Source organism: Brachybacterium atlanticum (genome assembly GCF_025669985.1).
Lineage (GTDB): Bacteria > Actinomycetota > Actinomycetes > Actinomycetales > Dermabacteraceae > Brachybacterium > Brachybacterium conglomeratum.
Genome location: NZ_JAKJJW010000002.1, coordinates 62584 through 82981 on the forward strand (window position 1 = coordinate 62584; position 20398 = coordinate 82981).

At 73.3% G+C, this 20398-nt stretch carries 15 protein-coding genes; 3 read left to right on the plus strand and 12 right to left on the minus strand.

Features of this window, described 5'->3' with window-relative positions:
• Positions 1 to 2: 2 nt before the first annotated feature.
• The 6 genes from L3K22_RS01410 to L3K22_RS01435 form a co-directional block, all read right to left on the minus strand.
• Positions 3 to 350, minus strand: coding sequence for a hypothetical protein (locus L3K22_RS01410; RefSeq protein WP_263309812.1), 348 nt, complete (start codon positions 348 to 350; stop codon positions 3 to 5).
• 137 nt (positions 351 to 487) lie between these two features.
• Positions 488 to 1027, minus strand: coding sequence for a YdeI/OmpD-associated family protein (locus tag L3K22_RS01415; RefSeq protein WP_263309813.1), 540 nt, complete (start codon positions 1025 to 1027; stop codon positions 488 to 490).
• Position 1028: 1 nt separating this feature from the next.
• Positions 1029 to 2006 (minus strand): prephenate dehydratase, encoded by a 978-nt coding sequence (gene pheA, locus L3K22_RS01420; RefSeq protein WP_263309814.1) that lies wholly within the window; start codon positions 2004 to 2006, stop codon positions 1029 to 1031.
• An 88-nt stretch (positions 2007 to 2094) separates the two neighbouring features.
• Positions 2095 to 3579, minus strand: coding sequence for a 13E12 repeat family protein (locus L3K22_RS01425; RefSeq protein WP_263309815.1), 1485 nt, complete (start codon positions 3577 to 3579; stop codon positions 2095 to 2097).
• Positions 3580 to 3891: 312 nt separating this feature from the next.
• Positions 3892 to 4413, minus strand: a complete 522-nt coding sequence (locus tag L3K22_RS01430; protein WP_263309816.1) for a GNAT family N-acetyltransferase — start codon at positions 4411 to 4413, stop codon at positions 3892 to 3894.
• Between the two features lie 34 nt (positions 4414 to 4447).
• A complete protein-coding gene (locus tag L3K22_RS01435; RefSeq protein ID WP_263309817.1) occupies positions 4448 to 4852 on the minus strand; it encodes a GntR family transcriptional regulator in 405 nt (134 codons plus the stop codon).
• Between the two features lie 79 nt (positions 4853 to 4931).
• On the opposite strand from L3K22_RS01435, the gene L3K22_RS01440 reads away from it, so the two are divergent.
• Positions 4932 to 6926 (plus strand): hypothetical protein, encoded by a 1995-nt coding sequence (locus L3K22_RS01440; protein ID WP_263309818.1) that lies wholly within the window; start codon positions 4932 to 4934, stop codon positions 6924 to 6926.
• Here L3K22_RS01440 and L3K22_RS01445 read toward each other — a convergent pair whose 3' ends face one another.
• From L3K22_RS01445 to glsA, 4 genes are read right to left on the minus strand one after another with little or no spacing between them, the layout of a single operon-like run.
• On the minus strand, positions 6927 to 8393 hold the full coding sequence (locus L3K22_RS01445) for a glycosyltransferase family 2 protein (RefSeq protein ID WP_263309819.1): 1467 nt from the start codon (positions 8391 to 8393) through the stop codon (positions 6927 to 6929).
• On the minus strand, positions 8390 to 9220 hold the full coding sequence (locus tag L3K22_RS01450; protein ID WP_263309820.1) for a DUF5926 family protein: 831 nt from the start codon (positions 9218 to 9220) through the stop codon (positions 8390 to 8392). Before L3K22_RS01450 ends, L3K22_RS01445 begins: the two co-directional genes overlap by 4 nt.
• A gap of 10 nt (positions 9221 to 9230) precedes the next feature.
• A complete protein-coding gene (locus L3K22_RS01455; protein WP_263309821.1) occupies positions 9231 to 9710 on the minus strand; it encodes a GNAT family N-acetyltransferase in 480 nt (159 codons plus the stop codon).
• The gene (glsA, locus tag L3K22_RS01460; protein WP_263309822.1) at positions 9707 to 10741 is read right to left on the minus strand and encodes a glutaminase A; all 1035 of its coding nucleotides are present in this window, start codon (positions 10739 to 10741) and stop codon (positions 9707 to 9709) included. Before glsA ends, L3K22_RS01455 begins: the two co-directional genes overlap by 4 nt.
• 212 nt (positions 10742 to 10953) lie before the next feature.
• Here glsA and pulA point away from each other — a divergent pair, with 212 nt between their 5' ends.
• Positions 10954 to 16854: a pullulanase-type alpha-1,6-glucosidase gene (gene pulA, locus L3K22_RS01465; protein ID WP_263309823.1), complete on the plus strand. Its 5901-nt coding sequence runs from the start codon at positions 10954 to 10956 to the stop codon at positions 16852 to 16854.
• 10 nt (positions 16855 to 16864) lie between these two features.
• On the opposite strand, the gene L3K22_RS01470 is transcribed toward pulA, so the two are convergent.
• Both L3K22_RS01470 and L3K22_RS01475 read right to left on the minus strand, forming a co-directional pair.
• A complete protein-coding gene (locus L3K22_RS01470; RefSeq protein ID WP_263309824.1) occupies positions 16865 to 17017 on the minus strand; it encodes a hypothetical protein in 153 nt (50 codons plus the stop codon).
• Between the two features lie 212 nt (positions 17018 to 17229).
• Positions 17230 to 18846, minus strand: coding sequence for an NAD-dependent epimerase/dehydratase family protein (locus tag L3K22_RS01475; RefSeq protein WP_263309825.1), 1617 nt, complete (start codon positions 18844 to 18846; stop codon positions 17230 to 17232).
• A gap of 237 nt (positions 18847 to 19083) precedes the next feature.
• Here L3K22_RS01475 and L3K22_RS01480 point away from each other — a divergent pair, with 237 nt between their 5' ends.
• Positions 19084 to 20352 carry a sigma-54-dependent transcriptional regulator family protein gene (locus tag L3K22_RS01480; protein ID WP_263309826.1) on the plus strand — a complete coding sequence of 423 codons (1269 nt, stop codon included), beginning with the start codon at positions 19084 to 19086 and terminating at the stop codon, positions 20350 to 20352.
• Positions 20353 to 20398: the final 46 nt, after the last annotated feature.

Here is a 20398-nt window from a genome sequence, read left to right on the forward strand (position 1 = left end):
GCTCAGGCGTCGGGGTCCTCGAGATGCGTGCCCCACTCGTCGTCCCAGAGGATCCGCGTGCGCGGACCCCACCAGGTCCCTGCCCCGTACGCCAGGTTCTCGAAGGGCAGCGGCACGCCTCGCACGGCGACGCCGTCCCGGTGGAAGACGTAGAGGATCTCCTGCGTGGTGTAGTGCTCGCCGGGCTCGACGATCACCCCGGACTCCTCGTTGATCCTCTCCCCCGGCGTGCCGATCGTGTAGACGGTGAAGCGGTCCCAGGCGAACTCGCCGCCGATGGCCGCGGCGACGTCACGCGGCTCGCGATCCTCGTCGACCGCCATGACGGCATCGACGAGTCCGGAGCTCACGGCCACTTCGATCTCCCGTCCTCGACGCCCGGGCAGGAGCCCGCAGCCGCCGAGGACCAGGCCGACCCCTGAGAAGACGGCGAAGGCCGCGAGATCACGTCGCGAACTGCGGCGATGCAGCACTGCCACCGTTCCGCTCACTCCCGCAGCTTGCCGCTGCGGGCGAGCTCCGGGTCGGTGCAGGAGGAGAGGTCGAAGCAGCACGGGCGGCGCGATCCGTTGCGAAGCTTGTCGATGGAGACGTCGACCCTCTTCGCGCGGGTGCTCTCGCTGCGGGTCGAGCCGACCCAGCGCACCCACTCCCATCGCGCCATCGGGGTGAGCGACGGCCAGGTCTCCGCGAGATCGCCTGCGTCCTCGAGCGCGGCGGCGAGGTCGGCGGGGACCTCCGGCTCGGGCCAGTCCTTCGTGCTGGTGAGCGTGAACTCGACGGTGCTGCCCTCGCTCGCGCCGAGAGCGCCGACGAGCTCCGCGTCGAGGTCGAGCCAGTGCCCCTTGCGCCCGTCGGGCTCGACGACGGTGTCACGCTCGTGACCGCCGAGCACGGCATGCACGGCGACCTGCCCGCGGGAAGGCAGCTGCGCGCTCGCCTCCTGCGGCAGCGGCAGGATCAGCCGCTCGTCGATCGCCCGCACCCGGCCGGTGCCGGTGACGGTGACGGGGGTCCTCGGGGCCATCTCAGATCTCCGTGGTCGGGTCGGCGGGGGTGATCATGCCGCTCAGGCGCTCGAGCCAGTCGTGCGCCTCGTCGTAGGCGTGGTCGGCGAAGTCCTCGCGCACCTCGGGCTGCTCGCCGTCGACGCGCGGGTAGGAGCCGAGGTAGTGGACCACCGGGCAGAGCCGGTGCAGGGAGCGCAGCGCCGCGGAGACCCGCCGGTCCTCGATGTGCCCCTCGAGGTCGAGGGAGAAGGAGTACCGGCCCAGGAAGTCGCCGACGGGCCGGGACTCGATCCGGGACATGTTCACGCCGTTGGAGCCGAGGATCTCGAGCGCCTCGAGCAGGGCGCCGGAGCGGTTGTGCGGCAGCTGGATCACGACGGTCGTCTTGTCCGAGCCGGTGCGGGCGGGGATCCGGCCCTCGCGGGTGACGAGCACGAAGCGGGTGATCGCGCCGGCATGGTCCTCGATCCCCTCGGCGAGGACGGTGAGGCCGAAGTGCTCCGCCGCCAGCGGCGAGCAGACCGCGGCGCGGCCCCAGGCCTCGTCCTCGCTCATGCTCGCGAGGTCGCGGGCCGCGGCGGCGGTCGAGGAGGCGGCGGCGATGTTCGCGCCGGGCACGTTGCTGCGCAGCCAGCCCTGCACCTGCGCCTGGGCGTGCGGGTGGGAGGAGACGGTGGTCAGCTGCTCGAGCGCGGTCTGCTCGCGGGCGGCGAGCACGAAGGTGATCTGCACGGTCTGCTCGGCGACGATCGTGATGGAGTCGGTCGCGGCGAGCACGTCGAGGGTCCCGGAGACGCCGCCCTCGACGGAGTTCTCGATCGGAGCCATGAGCGCGTCGATGTCCCCGGCGATCAGGTCGGTGGTGGCGGTGGCGACCGAGGCGAAGGGCACCAGCTCGGGCTCGGAGGCCCGGAACTCCTCGGGGATCTCGGTGAGCGCCTGGAGGAGTGCCTGGTGGGTGAAGGTCGTCTCGGGACCGAGGAATCCGTACCGCATGGAGGAAGGGTACTCGGGTGCCGATGCCCGGCGCGGAGCCCGATCATGGTGGCCGAGCTGGGCAGAGACGGGCAGGGCGTCCCCCGTCTCAGAACGGCGGGTCCTGCTCCCAGCGCTGCCGGCTCTCGTCGTCGGGTTCGGGCGGTGGGTCGTGGAGCGGGTCCGCCGGTCCCCATTCCTGCATGATCCGGTCGATCTCGCCGTTCGCCTGCATCTGGTCGAGGTCCCGGTGCCAGCAGAACTCCTCCCACGACTCCATGAGCGCCTTCGCGTGGTGGGGCGCGGCGAGGTCACCACGTGGTGCGACGCGGGTGGTGATCAGGGCCGGGGAGCCGACCGTCCAGGTGGTGGCTCCGTCGGGCTCCCGCTCGGGATCGATGCGCCCGGCGGTCTTGAGATCGTGGTGCCTCCAGTCGAGGCGGTGGAGGTTGTGGAGGCTGGTCGGTCCGCCGCGGACGGGATCGGCGTGGTCGAACTCCTCGATGTGGTCGTTCTCGGCGTCGTCGGTGGTGGTGTGCGTGCAGCAGGGGGCGGCGCAGCGCGGGTGCAGGAGCCGCAGATGCTCCACCTGCTCGGCGGAGGGGCGGTAGCGCTCGGCGGGCAGCGGGAGGAATCCGCCGTCCGCGGGGTCGGCGAGGACGCGGTGCCAGACGGGTTCGGCGGCGGCGAGGTCGCGGGCCATCTGCGCGGGCAGCGGGTGGATCCCGTCGTACAGGGCCGGGGTGTCGCTGAGGCCCATCAGGGTGAGCACGGGGACGACGACGTTCACGCGGTGCCGCGGCGCGGGGACCTCGACCCCGCCGGTGTCGAGCTCGGTGCGCAGGAGGATCGCGTAGCGCAGCGCGGCCTGGCTCATGGCCTTCCCGTCACGGGCCACCTCCCCGTCGAGGTCGAAGGGGATCGGCTCGCCCTCCTCGAGGGCGCGGCGCTGCCGGGTCTGGACGGTCTTCGCGGAGCGGTCCAGGCGCCGGGCGAGATCGAGGATCTCGGGGATCGGGCCGGTGATGCGCAGGCAGGCGGCGCCGTCGTCGTGCAGGGAGTTCTCGAGGGACACGTCGCGCAGCGACTCGGGCCGCGGGGCGCTCATCTCGCGGTCGAACCAGGAGCGCAGCTGGCGCAGCTCGTCACGGAAGCGGTCCGCAGGCACAGAGGCCAGATCCCAGGAGGCGACGATCTCGTCGACCTGGGCGCGCTGGACGGCGGTGAGGTCGCGGACCGCCTTCAGCATGCGCGTGTGCCATTCGACGGGCATGTCCCCGGCGGTGAGTCGTGCGAAGGTCGCAGGCATCTCGGTGACGGCGATATGCGCGTCCGCGATCCGATAGGAGGCGATCGCGGTGGTGGTGCGGGTCGCGATCGCGACGGCGAGGCTGCGCTCCTCGCGGTCGTCGTCGAGGTCGGGGTCCTCGTGATCGATCCAGAAGGGGGCGAGGTCGGCGAGCCGGCGCGCGTGGCGCCGGGAGTCCTCCCGCTCCTCCTCGAGCAGGCGCGCGATGGTGCGAGCGTCGGCGCCGGGCTCGACGCCGCCGCGGCGCAGCAGGGAGTCCTCGGTGAGCCGAGCACGTGCCCGCACGCGGGCACGGGGAGGGGCCGTCGCGGTGAGCGGCACAGGGCCGCGTGAGGCGGGAGCGCGGGAGGCCGACGGTCCGGCCGACGAGCTGCGCGGGGACCGCGCAGAGGCGGGAGACGCCACGGAGCGGTGGTCCGTCGTGGTCATCGCCCCCACCTCCTCGTGGACTCGTCGTCGATGACGCTGTTGTGGGTGTTCCAGCTGGTGATCAGCCTACGGACCCACCCTGACATTCGAAGTGTGCGACCGCCACAGGCCGACGGGAGATGGGGAAGCGTGCGGGATGTGGAGGAGAGGTCGAAGCGCTGATCGAGGTCAGCTCTTTCGCAGATCCAGCACCCAGCGCTGCGCCCGACAGGTGCCGCCCGCGGGGTGCGGGACGAGCTCGCCCGTCGGCCGGGCGCCGAGAGTGCGGGCGACGCTCTGCGAGGCGGTGTTGTCCGGGGCGATCAGGAGCACGGCCTCGGACCTCGTCGTCCCGCGCCTTGCAGGCAGGTCCCGCGCCCGGTCGGCCAGTGCCTCTGCGACCGGCACCCCGAGGCCGCGCCCCCGGGCACCGGCGAGCAGCCAGTAGGTCAGCGCCACCTGGCCCGGTCCGAGCCCTGGCGCGAGCCGGTTCAGCCCTCCCCCGCCGAGCAGCCGACCGCTGCCCCCCTCGAGCGCGGCGAACTCGACCACCGGGCCGTCCTCGCGCCAGTGCGCGCAGCGGGCGAGGAACTCCTCGAGGCGCTCCCGGTCCCAGGGACGGCCGATGATCTCCCTGGCCAGCGCCTCGTCCTGACCGGTGAGGATCTCCTCGGCATGCGCCGGGCCCAGGCGCTCGAGGCGGGTCCTCACGCCGCGCGGCTCGACGACCGACTCCTGGACCGCCTCACTGCCCGCCCGCGCTCTCCCCCGCGAGCACCGCCCGCACGGTCGCGAGGATCTCGACGTCGCGAGCGCCGCGGGTGCGGGCCTCGGCGACGGGGCCGGCGAACAGGGTAAGCAGCGCCGCGTCGACGGGGCCGCCGTCTTCGCGCTCGGCGGTCTCGGCCTCCCGTTCGGCATTCGCGACAGCGCCGGGAGCGATCGTCGTGCCCGCGCCGCGGCGGGTGACGATGATCTGCGCCTCCTCGAGCATCTTGTAGGCGCGGGCGACGGTGCCGGCGGCGAGGCCGAGGTCCGCGGCATGCGCCCGGATGGCGGGGAGGCGGTCGCCGGGCCTGAGCTCGCCGCCGCGCACCTGTTCGACGATCTCGCGACGGACCTGCTCGTACGGGGGCTGGGGTGAGGGCATGAGGACACGATAGGCGGAGGGAGTGGAGGCCTCGTGCACGTCACGGCCGGTGTCGAGGAGCGCCCCGTAGCATCGGGGCGTGCCCGCCTCCCCTGCCCGCTCCGCCTCCCTGCCCGTCGCCCGCACCCTCCGGGTGATGCTGCTCGCGCTCCTCGCCGCGCTCGCGCTGCTGCCGGGCGCCTCCGCACGGGCCGACGGCGGCGCGGAGGCCGACGCACCCGTGCGCCTGGTGATCGCGACAGCGGGCCTGACCTGGGAGGACATCGACGCAGAGAGCACGCCGACGCTGCAGTGCCTGGCGGACCGCTCCGGCGTGGGCGCCATGAACACCACCTCCACCACCGTCGTCTCCACGAAGCGGCAGGGGCTCGAGACGCTGCACACCGGCTACCGGGGCCTGGCCGAGAAGGCGCCGCGCACCAGCGGCATCCCCACCCCGCCGACGGACCAGTGGGAGCTGCTGCCCGGCGTGGTGACCGAGACCGACGCCCCCGCCGCCGTCGCCGGCGCGCTCCAGGACGGGGACGTGGTCGAGCTGATCGCCCCGTCGGTACCCGACCACGACGACCCCTCGCGCGAGCAGGCGCTCACGGAGCTCGACGGCGCCGTCGCCGCGGCGCTCGAGGACCTCGGCGGCTGCGAGGCCGCGGACCTGCCGCGCACCCTGCTGGTCTCCGTCGCCGCGACCGACCCCGAGCATCCCGAGGAGGTCGAGCGCACCGGCGCGGTCGCCTCCCGCACCGTCGGCCTGCAGGTCGCGATGGACACCGCCCTGCCCGGCCAGGCCCTCACCTCCGGCGCCACCAAGCAGACCGGCGTCGTGATGATCACCGACGTGGTCGCGACCGTGCTCTCCTCCCACGACGCGAGCGCCGACGGGCTGATCCCCGGCCAGCCCTTCCGCGGCACCGACAGCGACGACGCGCAGCAGCTCGCCTGGGACCGCTCCGAGGCGGCCCGGCTGGTGGATGCCGCGACCGTCCCCGCGCTCGGGTCCTGGCTCGCGCTCGGCGTGATCGGCCTCGTGATCGTGCTGGTCCCGGCGCTCGCCCGACGCCGGCGCCTCGCCGCCGTCGGCCGGGCGCTCGCGTCGGTCGCGCCGCTCGCCCTGCCGGTGGGGCTGTGCGCCTCGCTGGTGCCGTGGTGGCGGTCGGACAGCCCGACGCTCGCCCTGGCGGGCGTGGTGTGGGGCGGGTGCGCGGTGCTCTCCGTGCTCGTGCTCGCCGGGCCCTGGCGCCGCAGCCGCTTCGGCCCCGTCGGCGTCTCCGCGGCGCTGGTCGCAGGGATCATCCTGGCCGAGTCCGCGTTCGGATCGCGACTGCAGCTCTCCTCCCCGCTCGGGGCGCAGCCGATCTCGGGCGGGCGCTTCTACGGCCTGTCCAACCACCTCTTCGGGATGGTGCTGGCCGCGGCGATGATGGCGCTGCTGTGCCTGTTCACGGCGGTGCGCACGCCCCGGGCGCGGGTGCTGTGGACCGTCGGCGTCGGGCTCGCGGTCGCCGCGGTGTGCGTCGCGCCGTCGATGGGTGCGGACTTCGGCTCTGGCCTCGCCACGGTCCCGGCCTTCGGCCTGCTCGCCCTGCTCGTCTCCGGGATCCGGCTGCGGGTCTGGCACGTGCTCGCCCTCGGCGTCGGCGGGGCGGCGGCGGTGCTGTCGGTGTCCTTCCTGGACTGGCTGCGCCCGCCCGAGGACCGCACCCACCTGGGGCGCTTCATCGACGAGCTGCTCAGCGGCGAGCTGCTCTCCGTGATCGTGCGCAAGCTCGCCCAGAACATCGCCATGGCCACCGGGTACTGGGCGCTCGGGCTGGTGCTCGTGCTCGCGGTGCTCGCCTCGATCGCGATCCTCATGCCGCGCCGGATCCGGTGGCGGCGGCTCGCCGCGCTCGATGCGGCCCATCCGGTCGCGCACCGGGTGCGGATCGCGCTCGTGGTCGGGGCGTGGGTGGGCTACGCCGTCAACGACACGGGGCCGGTGCTGATCGCCGCGATGCTCGGGATCTGGCTCGCCCTGCTGCCGCCGACGCTGCCGGATCCGCTCCCGGCCGACGGGACGACGGAGCAGCGCGTCTGATCAGCTGTTCTCGGCATCGACCGCGGCGTGCACGACCAGGGAGGTGTACTCCTCGGGCGTGAGCGGCGCGGTGAGCGGGGCGGGGAGCTCCGGCTTCCCCACCTGCAGGTGGGAGGCGATGATGACCGCGTGCGCCGGCTCGAAGCGGCCCTCGACGGGCGCGGCGTCCAGGCGCTCGGCGAGCTGCTCGAGATCGGTGCCGGCGAGATAGACGATGTCGTCGGGCGCGAAGTCGCCTTCGACCTTCAGGGCGCGCAGCAGCGCGTCGAGCTCGGCCGGATCCACATCGCCCAGCGCCCGGGTCTCGTCGTCGGAGAACTCGCCGTCGACGGGAAGGTCCGCGAGGGTGAGCCGTCGCTGCTCGGCGAGCTCGGCGTCCGGCTCGTCAGGCTCCGCGAGGCCGGCCCAGACCTTCGCCTCGTCGTGGTCGGGACGGCCGGTGGGGAGCGGGGTGGGGGTCCCGGCCGACGGGGCCGCCGACCCGGGCTCCGGCTCGGTCGACGCCGTCTCTTCCGCCGCCTCGCGCTCCGGAGTCTCTGCCGGGGCCGACGCCACGGGTTCCTCCCGCTCGAGCGCGGCGGCCGGCAGGCCTGCGGGCTTCTTCTCCCCCGCGCCCTGCTCCTCGTCGGCCCCCTCGATCTCCGGGCTCAGGTGGCGCGTGCGGGCGAGCGCGCGCAGCACGTCGCGCAGCTGGGCGGCGCGGTGCAGGCGGCCGCGCAGGTCGTTGCCGGTGGCGCGGTGGTGGAGGTCGGCGGGGATCTCCTTGACCCAGAAGCCGGCGGTCAGCGCGTCGATCGTCAGCGAGGTCTCCACGCCCCAGCCGGGGGCGAGGGGCTGGCAGGCGTCCCAGGTCTCGCGAGTGATGCAGCGGGTGCCGGACAGCGGCTGCGTCGCCTCCCAGCCGGTCGCACGGAGGATGCCGCGGCGGGCGGTGCGCACCACGACGCCCATCCCGCCGGCGCCCGACTGCGGCGGCAGCAGCGCGATCGCCATGTCGACGCCCTCGCCGAGGACCGCCTCGACCAGAGGCTGCGCGGCGGCGGCGCTCTCGCCCATGTCGGCGTCGAGGAAGAGCAGGGCGCGCGGGACGGCGTCGCGGTCGTCGATCACGGGCAGCGGGCCGGTGTGCCCGGGCGAGCGGGGCTCGGCGTGCAGCTCCTCGGAGAAGCCCTCCCCGCCGTCGGCCCGCTCGGCGCCCTCCTGGATCGCGACCATCTGCGCGCCGGTCGCCATCGCCGCGGCCTTGCCGCGGTTGGTCTTGTGCCGCACGACCAGGGCGCCGGCCCCCATCGCGACGGCGGAGGTGGCGTCGGACGAGCCGTCGTCGACGACGGCGACCAGGTCGACCCCCGGGATCCCCCGGGCCGACGCGATGGTCGCCTCGATCCGCTCCGCCTCGTTCTTGGCGGGGATCACGACGGCGACCCGCTCGGGGCGGTGCGCCGTCAGCGGCCCCGCGGCGCTCATCGCAGCGTCACCTGACGGGCGACGATGCCGCCCCGGGCGCGACGCTCCATCGCGGTGAGCGGCTCGGTGGAGGTCAGCGCCTCCTCGAAGCGGGCGCGGAACGCCTCCGCCTCCGCCTCCGCGGCCTCGACCCCGGCGCCCTTGGGCAGGTCCCAGACGGGGATCGACAGGCCCTCGGCGCGGAAGGAGCCGACGTACTTCGCGCCCTCGCAGAGCGCGGACTCGCGGCGGGCGTGCAGGCGGGTGACGGCGTCGATGACGCGGTCCTCGTCGGCGTCCAGCACCCAGCGCACGTGCTCCTTGGGCCCGGCGTCGACCCAGTAGGCGTGGGGCAGGCCCTCGACCGGTCGGGTGGGCATGATCGAGTCGTTCGCCTGGGTGATCGCCTGCTCGATCTCGCCGGTGCGCTCGGCGCTCGGGTCGAGCCAGAACTCGAAGGTGTCCTGGACCTGGATCGCGAAGTCGCCGGAGAGGTCCAGCACGTCCTGCAGGCGCGGGGAGTCGTCCTCGAGGGTGACGGAGGTGATCGGGTTGCCGGGCTCGAGCGCGACCGCCTGACGGATCGCCTGGCCGAGCCCGCGGGAGAGGTCGCCGCCGGGGAACGGGGCCTGCACGCCGACGGTGACGGTGCCGTCGGTGCGGCGCACGGCGGGCCAGGCCATCGGCAGGATCGTGGCGAGCTCGACGTCGACCGCACCGTACTCCTCGGTGGTCCTCGCCGACATGGTCGCCGCGGGGATCAGCTGGCGCATCGCGACCAGGTCCTGCTCGTTCGGGAGGCCCTCGAAGGGGCGACGGACCAGCTCGTTGCGCGAAGGGGAACTCATGGCGGGGAGTCTACCGATCGGGAACGTGCTCCATGACGATCTCGGCCGCGTCCTCGGGGTTCGGGCCGACGACGGCGAAGCCGCAGCGGGAGCAGAGGCGGCGGGCGGGGAGGTTGGTCTCGACCACCTCGAGGCGCAGTGTGCGTCCCGGGTGGTGCGCGGCGAGCCACTCGAGAGCCGTCGTGATCAGGTGTGCGCCGACGCCCCTCCCCCGCGCTTCGGGCGCGACCCACATCGAGTAGAGGTGCGCGGGGCCGTCCTCGACCACCACTCGCGCCAACCCGACCGGGGCGCCATCCACCTCGGCGATCAGGGCTGGGCCGGGCCGGGAGAAGTACCCGAGCCAGTATGCCTCCCCGTCCCGCGCCTCCCGCTCGAGGGTGGTGGCGAGGGTGCTGGCGAAGGCGTCGGGGTCCTCGCGCAGCGCTCTCAGGCGCAGCGCGCGCCAGGTCTCCCACTCCGAGGCGTCGATCTCCCGCACCTCGTTCACGGGTGCGTCCCCGCGTCCATCAGCTCGCGCGCGCACTCCTCGAGGTCGCGCGGCTCGACGCCGTCGAGCATGTGGAGGGCGAAGTCGGCGCTGAGCCGCTCGAAGAAGAGCGTGCCGCGCACCGAGTTGCCGTGCAGGTCCAGCTGCGGGGCATAGCTCGCGACCCCGAAGCGGGAGGGCAGGCCCGCGATGATCCCGCCGCCCACCCCGGACTTCGCCGGCAGGCCCACGTCGCTGACCCAGTCGCCGGCGTTGTCGTACATGCCGCAGGTGAGCATCACCGAGAGCACCTGGCGGGCGGCGACGCGGGAGAACACCTCCTGGCCGGTGAGCGGGTTCGTGCCGCCGGAGGCGAGGGTCGCGGCCATGACGGCGAGGTCGGTGACGGTCGTGAGCACCGAGCAGCCCTCGATGTAGCCGTCGACCACCTCGATCGCGTCCTCCGTCATCGAGCCGGCGGCGCGCAGCATGTGGGCCAGCGCGTAGTTGCGGTCGGCGCTCTTGAGCTCCTCGCGCCAGGTCACCTCGTGCGGGGCGAGCGGGCGGCCCGCCGCGGCGTCGAGCACCGCGCGCAGCCGCTGCGTGCGCTCCTCCCGGGTGGTGCCGAGCATGGCGTGGGTGCGGATCGCACCGATGTTGACCAGCGGGTTCTTCGGCTTCTTGGTGTACGGGTCGAGGCTGAGGGCGTTGAACTCCTCCCCCGTCGGCTCCTCGTCGACCACCGCGTCGACGTATTCCATGCCGTGCAGGTCGATCGCGGCGCCGTAGGCGAAGGCCTTGGAGATCGACTGCATCGGAAAGGCGTGGTCGGTGCCGGCGGCGGTGATCTCCCCGTCGATCGTGCAGACGGCGACGCCGAGGTGGTCCTCGCGCGCGCCGGAGAGGAAGGAGAGGGAGGGGATCTCGCCGTCGGTCTCGGCGCCGCCGATGATGCCGCGGTCCACCTGGGCCGCGTGCGGGTCGATGTCCGTGGTGGCCGTGGACAGTGCCGTGGTGAGCCGGTCGAGGTACGTGGTGAGTGCGCTGGTCACTCCTCGACGGTACCGCCCCCACCGCCCTGAAAGTTCTTGCAGGTTTCGCGGGCTCCCTTGAGCATGCGACCTGGCCCGCCTACGGTGTTTGACGCGTCGGCCGCACAGGAGCGGCAGATGCACTGCAAGTTCTTGCAGGCCGGGTGCTCCGCACCGCCTGCCTCTCCCGTCGGCCCCGGTCGACGCTGCTGCCCGGACAGAGGAGTCCCCGCATGTCGATCCAGCCCTCCGCCCGCCCGATGAGAACCCGTCTGCTCGCGATCGCCGGAGCACTGGCGATGGGCACGGCGACGATGCTGGGCACCGCCCCGCTCGTGCACGCCGTCGGCCCCGGGCAGCCGGTGCTCACGGGCTCCCTGCAGGACGAGCTGGGCTGCGGCGAGGACTGGGACCCGGCCTGCGAGGCCACCGCCCTTTCCCCCACCGACACGGCCGGGCAGTGGGAGTCGACCTTCGAGGTGCCTGCCGGGCAGTTCGAGGTCAAGGCCGCGCTCGGCGGCGGCTGGGACGAGGCCTACGGCCTGGACGGCGGGGAGGACAACATCCCGCTGGCCGTCGCCGCGCCCGCCGAGATCACCTTCCGCTTCGATGCGGAGACCTCGCGGCTGTCCGTCGCGTTGGCCGAGCAGGGCGGGGAGTACACCGAGGCGGACGACGAGCTCGCCGCGGCCCCCTACCGCCATCCCGGCGGCGGGCAGACCTTCTACTTCGTGCTCACCGACCGCTTCGAGAACGGCGATCCGAGCAATGACACCGGCGGCCTCGAGGGAGACCGCCTCGACCACGGCTTCGACGCCACCGACAAGGGCTTCTACCAGGGCGGGGACATTGCCGGGCTCCACTCGCAGCTCGACTACATCGAGGGCCTGGGGATGAGCGCCATCTGGCTGACCCCGTCCTTCACGAACAACCCCGTGCAGGGCGAGGGCGCCGACGCGAGCGCCGGCTACCACGGCTACTGGATCACCGACTTCACCACCATCGACCCGCATCTGGGCACCAACGAGGAGCTCAAGGCGCTGATCGAGGACGCGCACTCGCGCGGGATCAAGGTGTACTTCGACATCATCACCAACCACACCGCGGACCTCATCGACTACGAGGAGGGCGAGTACGGCTACGTCGACCAGGCCACCGCCCCCTACCTCGACCAGGACGGGAACCCGGTGGACGTCACGGCGCTCGCCCAGTCCCCGGACTTCCCCGCCTTCGATGCGGAGACCTCGTTCCCCTACACCCCGGTCCGCTCGGAGCAGAACCGAGTGATGGTCCCCGAGGCGCTCAACGACGTGACGATGTACCACAACCGCGGCAACTCGACGTGGGAAGGCGAGTCCGTCACCTTCGGCGACTTCGACGGCCTCGACGACCTGATGACCGAAGACCCGCGCGTGGCCGAGACGATGACGGACATCTACACCACCTGGATTGACTTCGGGATCGACGGATTCCGCATCGACACCGTCAAGCACGTCGACTTCGCCTTCTGGCAGACCTTCACCTCCGCCCTGGTCGACCACCAGGCCGCGACCCCGGCCGGGGACCAGTTCTTCACCTTCGGCGAGGTGTACGACGCCGACGCGACGCTGCTGTCCCCCTACGTGCGGGACACCGAGATGGACTCGGTGCTCGACTTCGCCTACCAGGCCTCCGCGACCAACTGGGCCAAGGGCTACACCGCGCAGGGCATGGCCGGGCTGTTCGCCGCCGACGACCACTACACGACCGCCGACTCCTCCGCCGCGGACCTGCCTACCTTCGTGGGCAATCACGACATGGGCCGCATCGGGAACCTGCTCAGCAGCTCCGACCGGCTCGACGAGCGCGCCGCTTTCGCGCACGAGACCATGCTGCTGACCCGCGGCCAGCCCGTCATCTACTACGGCGACGAGCAGGGCTTCGTGGGCGACGGCAACGACAAGGACGCCCGTCAGTCGATGTTCGCCAGCCAGGTGCCGTCCTACCTCGACGACACCCTGATCGACGGCACCCCGTACGGGAGCGGCGAGCACTTCTCGACCGAGGCGCAGCTGTACCCGCTGATCAGCGAGCTCGCGGCACTGCGCGGCGAGACGCCTGCGCTGTCCACGGGCGCGCAGATCGAGCTGTACGCCGAGGACGGCGCCGGCGTCTACGCCTTCTCCCGCGTGGACCGCGACGAGAAGATCGAGCACCTGGTGGCGCTGAACAACGCACCCGAGGAGCGCACCGTCACCCTCACCGCCCTCACCCCGGGCGCGACCTACGCGCCGCTGTACGGCGAAAGCGCCCCGGTGACCGCCGCGGCCGACGGGACCCTCGAGCTCACGATCCCCTCGCTCGGCGCGGCGGTCCTGGTGGCCGATCAGCCCGTCGCGCCGGCCGGTGACGCGCAGGCGATCACCCTGGATCTGGCCGACGGCGGGAAGGTCGAGGGACACGCCCCGATCTCCGCGACCGTGGCCCAGGACCGCTGGGCCGAGACCTCCTTCAGCTGGCGGGCGGCCGGTGAGACGGCGTGGACCCCGCTCGGCACCGCCGAGGACGACACCCCGCGCATCTTCCACGACGTGGCGGACCTGCCCGTCGGCACCCTGATCGAGTACCGCGCCGTCTCCACCGACGCGAGCGGCGAGCGCGTGGCGGACTCCGTCACCGCAGTGGTGGGCGCGGACCTCTCCGCGACCGGCTCCCAGGACGGGAACAGCGGCGGCGAGGTCGACGGGCAGACGGTGACCCTGCCCGGCTCGCACAATGCGGCGATGGGCTGCGCGGGCGACTGGCAGCCCGACTGCACCTCCGCCCAGCTGGACCTGGACGCCGACTCCGGCAAGTACACCGGCACCTTCGACGTGCCCGCCGGCGACTACGCCTTCAAGGTCGCCATCGGCGGCAGCTGGGACGAGAACTACGGCGCAGGCGGTGTGCCCGGCGGCGGCGACATCACCTACACCCACGACGGCGGGCCGCTCACCTTCTGGTACGACCCGGTCACGCACGTCGTGCAGAACAGCGCCCAGGGCCCCTTCCTCACCCTCCCCGGCTCGATGAACGCCGCGCTCGGCTGCCCCGAGGACTGGATGCCCGGGTGCATGCGCACCTGGATGCAGGACGCCGACGGCGACGGGATCTACACCTTCTCCACCGAGGACCTGCCCCGCGGGTCCTACGAGGTGAAGGTCGCCCATGGGGGATCGTGGGCGGAGAACTACGGCGTGGACGGCGTGCTCGACGGCGCCAACCACACCCTCTCCACCCAGGACGGAGAGATCGTGACCTTCAGCTACGACCCGGCCACCCATCAGCTGACCATCGAGGCCTCCGATTCGCTGACCGCAAGCTCCGGCAAGCAGCTGGCCCACTTCGTCGACGCGGACACGATCGCCTGGCCCGCGGACCTCGTGACCGATGCGGAGGCGACGCGCTGGGAGCTGTTCACCGCACCCGGCGGCGGGATCTCCGCCGACGGCGACGAGGTCACCGGCGGGCAGAGCCTCGGCGAGCTGACCCTGCGGGACGGCGGCCTCGCCGAGGACGAGCTCGTCGGCCGCGCGCACCTGTCCGGCCGCCTCGCCCTCGACCTGCCCGAGCTCGAGCGCGGAGTGCTCGAGAAGGCGCTGCGCGGCCAGCTGGTCGTCGCCCAGCACGGCCCGGACGGACTCGAGGTGCTCACCGGGCTGCAGATCCCCGGCGTGCTCGACGCGCTCTACGCCGACGCCGCCGCGGAGCAGCAGCTCGGCGCGAGTTGGGAGGACGGCGCGCCGAGCCTCGCGCTGTGGGCGCCGACCGCCCGCTCCGTCACCCTGCAGCTGCACGGCCCGGCGGACGAGGCGACCGCCCCGTCGGACCCCGTGCGGACGTACCCGATGCGGCGCGGCGCGGACGGCGCGTGGACGTTCGAGGGCAGGAAGCACTGGACCGGCCAGGCCTATACGTTCGCGGTCGAGGTGTACGTGCCCGCCCTCGACCAGGTCGTCACCAACGTCGTCACCGACCCGTACTCCGTGGGCCTGACCGTGAACTCGACACACTCGGTGCTCGTGGACCTGGACGACCCGCGCTGGGCGCCGGAGGTGTGGACCGACACGCCCGCGCCCGAGGTCGCGCAGTTCGCCGACCAGACCATCTACGAGATGCACCTGCGGGACTTCTCCGCCGGCGACGAGGCGCTGCCCGAGGGGATCCGCGGCTCCTACGCCGCCGTCGGCCACCCGGACTCCGCGGGCTCCGCGCGCCTGGCCGAGCTCGCCGAGGCGGGCATGACCACCGTGCACCTGCTGCCCACCTTCGACATCGCCACCATCGAGGAGGACCGCGCCGCGCAGCTGCGCCCGGACATCCCCGCCGACGCCGGCCCCGCCTCCCCCGCGCAGCAGGAGGCCGTCGCGGCCGTCGCGGGCGAGGACGCCTACAACTGGGGCTACGACCCGCTGCACTACATGGCGCCCGAGGGCTCGTACGCGACCGAGGGCCACCAGGTCGGCGGCGAGCGCACCCGCGAGTTCCGTGCCATGGTGGGCGAGCTGCACGGCATGGGCCTGCAGGTCGTGCTCGACCAGGTGTACAACCACACCGCCGCGCACGGGCAGTCCGAGCGCTCGGTGCTCGACCGCATCGTCCCCGGCTACTACCAGCGCCTGGACCTCGCAGGCGGCGTCGAGAACTCCACCTGCTGCTCGAACATCGCCACCGAGCACGCGATGGCGCAGAAGCTGATGGTCGACTCGACCGTGGCCTGGGCGCGGGACTACGGCGTCGACGGCTTCCGCTTCGACCTCATGGGCCATCACAGCCGCGAGAACATGCTCGCCGTGCGCGAGGCGCTGGACGAGCTGACCCTCGAGTCCGACGGCGTGGACGGCAAGGGCATCTACCTCTACGGCGAGGGCTGGGACTTCGGCGAGGTCGCCGGCAACGCCCGCTTCACCCAGGCCACGCAGGGGCAGCTGGGCGGCACCTCGATCGGCACCTTCAACGACCGGCTGCGCGACGCCGTCCACGGCGGCAGCCCCTTCGACACCGACAAGCGCACCTCCCAGGGCTTCGGCAACGGGCTCGCCACCATGCCCAACGGCCACGCCGAGGTGGGCGAGGCCGAGCAGCTGACCGACCTGCGCCACCGCACCGACCTGATCCGGCTCGGGATGGCGGGCAACCTCGCCGACTACGAGCTGCTCGGCTCCACCGGCGAGGTGGTGCGCGGCGATCAGCTGGACTACAACGGCGCCCCGGCCGGGTATGCGACGGCGCCCGAGGAGACCGTGAACTATGTCGACGCGCACGACAACGAGGCGCTGTACGACATGAACGTGTGGAAGCTGCCGCAGGACGCACCCATGGACGTGCGCGTGCGGATGAACACGCTCTCGCTCGCGACCGTGGCGCTGGGGCAGTCGCCCTCCTTCTGGGCCGGCGGCACCGACCTGATGCGCTCGAAGTCCCTGGACCGCGACAGCTACGACTCCGGCGACCACTTCAACGCCATCGACTGGACCGAGCAGGACAGCGGGTACGCGAACGGCCTGCCGCCCGAGGGCAAGAACGGCGAGGCGTGGGACCTGATGGTGCCGATGCTCGAGGACCCGGCGAAGAACCCCGCCCCCGAGGACATCGCGTCCAGCAGCGAGGTCACCCTGGACCTGCTGCGCCTGCGCTCCTCCACGCCGCTGTTCACCCTCGGCGATGCGGAGCTGATCCGCCAGAAGGTCACCTTCCCGAACGCCGGTCCCGAGGCGACCCCGGGCCTGCTCGTGATGCGGATCGACGACACCGTCGGCCCCGACGTCGACCCGGCGCTCGACGGCGCGGTCACCGTCTTCAACGCCTCCGACGAGCCGCTCACCGAGCAGATCGAGCACATGGCCGGACTCGGGTACGAGCTGCACGAGGTGCAGGCCAGCGGCGCCGACGAGGTCGTCAAGGGCGCGAGCTGGGACGCGGAGACCGGGACCGTGAGCGTGCCCGCGCACACCGTCGCCGTGTTCGTCGCCGAGCAGGGCACGGGCGAGGACGGGAAGCGCACGGGCCCGCCGGCGCACGCCGGGCAGCCGGGGAAGCCCGGGCACGCCGGGGAGCAGGGCCCGCCCGCTCACTCGAACGGCAAGGCGAAGGGGCGCGCCTCGGGCGAGGGGTGAGCGGGAGCGCTCAGCCGTCGTACTCCGACGGCTCCACGGGGACGCCGGACAGGCGGATCACCGTGGAGCCGGGGACGGAGTACAGCTGGAGGCGTGCGCCGTCGGGGCGTGTCGTGTCGAAGCCGTAGGCGGGGGCGCCGCTGCGGCGGCCCGCGTCGCCCACGGGGTCGAAGCCGTGGGAGGCGAAGACCTCGTCGACGGCCTCGGCGCGTCCGCTCCAGGACGGATCATCCTCCGGGATGCCGAGTCCGGGATCGCGTCATGCGGCGCGGCGGAGCCCGTCGCCATGGACAGCGCTGCGGTGAGACGGTCGAGGTACAGGGAGGTCGGTGCGCTCGTCACGCACCGACCGCACCGCTCTGCGCCGCGTCCCTCTCATTCCGGCGGGTCGAAGGTCCCGCGGTCGGTGCGGAACGCGCGCCGGCGGGCGTAGGCGTGGACCGCTTCGAGCTGCTCGAACTGGTGCAGCGCCTGCTCGGCGAGCTCGCGGAACCCCTCCTCGTCCAGTCCGAGCTCCTGGGCGTTGTCGGCGAGGGTGAGCCAGCTGCCCCGCTTGCCGATCACCGCGCTGCGCATCAGCTCCGCCTCGAGCACCATCGTCATCGGGGAGCGCGCGACGAGCCGCCCGTTGCTCTTCAGACGGCCCGCATGCTCGCCGAGCCGGGCCGCGGCCTGCCGGTAGCGCCGGCGTCGCAGTCCGAGGTCGTCGATGAGCTGGTGGAGGAAGCGCCGCTCGGCACGGATCTGCTCGGCGATCGAAGAGAGCACGGGGTGGACGGGCGTGTCCACGAAGTCGGCGGCCATCCGGTCGATGCGGGCTGCGCCGGCGGCGGCCCCGGTGAGGTGGTCGGAGAGGTAGAGCCCGAGCAGCCCGGTGTCGATCCGCGGCGAGGCCCCGGCGTCGCCGCCCGCGCCCTCGCCCGCGGAGGTCCCGTCGACCGCGAGGCGCGCCCGTCGGCTGTCGCGCGCACGCATCGGCACCGAGCCGGTGCCCCGGCCGTCGGCCATCCCCTCGAGCAGCTCGGAGAGGGCGTCGGCGGCGCTGTGACGGGGCCGCCAGCCCAGCTCGCGGTCGGCGCGGGCGTTGTCCATCACGGGGACGTTCATGCCCATGTCCAGCCATCCGGGGTCCGCGGCGACCAGACCTGCGCGGTGCACTGTGGCGAGCGCGGCGCGCACCGCGGGCACGGGAAGCTCGATCGCTCGCCCCGTGCCCACGAGGTGAGCGAGGTCCCGCACGTCGAGCACGTCGTCCGCGCAGATGTTGAAGGCGCCGGGCACCTCTGCCACGGCCGCGGCGGCGTACGCCTCGGCGACGTCGCGGGCGTGCACCGCCTGGATCCGCAGCCCGCGCGGCAGCGGGAGCAGCGGCGGCCGCCCGGCGCGCAGCAGCTGCACGGGCATCCATCGGCCCAGGAAGTAGCGCTGGATCTCGGAGCCGGCGTCCCCCTGGAAGATCAGCGCGGGGCGCAGGCGGGTGAGCGTCATCGCGGGGTGCATACGCTCGATCTCGTCGAGGACCTGCTCCTGGGCGACCTTGTCCACGCTGTAGTGGGAGGTGCGCACGCCGCCCGTCGGCCACGACTCGTCACGGACCTCCCGTCCCGGGGACGGAGAATAGGCACCGACCGAGGAGGCGACCACCAGGGTGCGGACCCCCGCCTCCGCGGCGGCCCGGCCCACGTGCGCCGTCCCCTCGACGTTCACCCGGCGCAGGAGCTCCCGGTGAGAGTTGGGCTGGATCAGCCAGGCGAGATGGATGACGGCGTCCGCTCCACGCAGCGCCTCGGTGAGCTCGGCGATCGCCTCCTGCGCAGGCGTCGCGCCCCCGATGTCGATCGCGGCCCACTCCGCGCTCGCGTACGGCTCCTCGGTGCGCACGGGGAGACGCCGCGCGATTCCGAGGACCGAGGTGACCTCGGGCCGGCGGGCGAGGGCTGCGAGCACCTCGGTCCCGACGTTCCCGGTGGCTCCGATGACGGCGACTCTCATGGCGTGCTCCTCCTCTGCCCACCGAGTACGCGGTGGGGCGATGGCACCTGCGGTCTCCTCCCAACCTAGGTCGCCGGGACCGCACGGAGAAGGGAAGGGCTCGGACGCCGACCGCTCGGTCTTCTCCCGGACCCGTGTCCGGCCGCGCCGGATCTCGTTGCGACCCCTCCCCCGCCGGGGTACCGTCATCGCACCTGTGGCACGAACGACGACGAGGTGGATCGTGAGCGAGGCAGGATGACCGTCACCGACTGGTCGCCGACGGATTCCGACTACCAGGCGCAGCTGCGGCGAGCGCACGAGGATCTGCGCGCTCAGAGCGTCCCCGACGAGACGCCGTGGCCGGTGCGCGCCCCGGTGCTGGACTCCTGGCGACGCTCGCTGGCCGCGCTGCCCGACGGCACGGACACCGCACGCGCCGTGCTCGAGGGCGACGAGCTCGCCCGGGCGCGCCGCGCGCATCCCTTCTCCGCGATGCTGCCGCTGCTGCGCTCGCGACTGATCGAGCCGGCCGTCGAGGCGGGGCTCGTGGTCGCGCTCGGCGACGCGGAGGGCCGGCTGCTCTGGGTCGAGGGCCGGTCCTCCGTGACCTCCCGGGCCGATGCGATGGGCTTCGCCGCCGGCGCCGACTGGTCCGAGGGCGCGATGGGCACCTCCGCCCCGGCGCTCGCGCTCACCACCGGGTCCGGGATCCAGGTGGTCGGGGCCGAGCACTTCCAGGAGGCGGTGCACCCCTGGAGCTGCAGTGCCGTGCCGGTGCTCGATCCCGACACCGGCCGCACCGTCGGGGTCCTCGACGTGACCGGCAGCGCGGATGCCGTCGCCCCGCTCGTGCTGCCGCTGCTCGCGGCGACCTCCCGCGCCGTCCAGGAGGAGCTTCGCCGGCAGGCTCCCGCCTCCGATCTTCCGGGCGTCGAGGGCGCGGATCTGCTGCTCACCGGCCGACGACCACCGCTGCTGCGCTGCGGGGAGCAGGAGGTGGTGCTCGGCGGGCGGCACGCCGAGCTGCTGACCCTGCTGCACCTGTCTGCCGACGGGGTCCGCGGGGCGGAGCTCGCCGAGCAGGTGCACGGCGCCGCCTCCGCCGAGGGGACCGTTCGCGCGGAGGTGGTGCGGCTGCGCCGGGTCCTCGCCGAGGCGAGCACGCTCGAGATCGCCTCGCGTCCCTACCGTCTGCTGGGCGAGGTCGACTCCGACCTGCGCCGCACCCGCTCCGCCCTCGACCGCGGCGACCTCGACGCCGCCCTCGCCGCCTCCCCCGGCGAGCTGCTGCCCGACTCCGAGGCGCCCGAGATCCGCCGACTGCGTGCTCGGACCGGCGATCACCTGCGCGAGCTCGTGCTCGAGCGCGGCACCCCGCAGCAGCTATGGGGGTACGCGCAGCGTCCCGAGGCGGCGGAGGATCTCGACGTGCTGATGGCGATCCTGCAGGTCGCCGCGCCGGATGCGCCCGAACGGTCCGCGGCCTCGGCCCGGGCGCAGGAGCTGCGGGGCGAGAAGGGCTGAGCCTCGCAACCTTCGTGCAACGTGACGCGGGTTACATTCAGCGGTA

Excerpts from the sequence above, each read along its gene's own strand:
- L3K22_RS01415 (WP_263309813.1), bottom strand. The coding sequence starts at position 1,027 with ATGGCCCCGAGGACCCCCGTCACCGTCACCGGCACCGGCCGGGTGCGG.
- L3K22_RS01450 (WP_263309820.1), bottom strand. The coding sequence starts at position 9,220 with ATGAGTTCCCCTTCGCGCAACGAGCTGGTCCGTCGCCCCTTCGAGGGC.
- L3K22_RS01435 (WP_263309817.1), bottom strand. The coding sequence starts at position 4,852 with ATGCCCTCACCCCAGCCCCCGTACGAGCAGGTCCGTCGCGAGATCGTC.
- L3K22_RS01475 (WP_263309825.1), bottom strand. The coding sequence starts at position 18,846 with ATGAGAGTCGCCGTCATCGGAGCCACCGGGAACGTCGGGACCGAGGTG.
- pulA (WP_263309823.1), top strand. The coding sequence starts at position 10,954 with ATGTCGATCCAGCCCTCCGCCCGCCCGATGAGAACCCGTCTGCTCGCG.
- L3K22_RS01480 (WP_263309826.1), top strand. The coding sequence starts at position 19,084 with ATGACCGTCACCGACTGGTCGCCGACGGATTCCGACTACCAGGCGCAG.
- pheA (WP_263309814.1), bottom strand. The coding sequence starts at position 2,006 with ATGCGGTACGGATTCCTCGGTCCCGAGACGACCTTCACCCACCAGGCA.
- L3K22_RS01445 (WP_263309819.1), bottom strand. The coding sequence starts at position 8,393 with ATGAGCGCCGCGGGGCCGCTGACGGCGCACCGCCCCGAGCGGGTCGCC.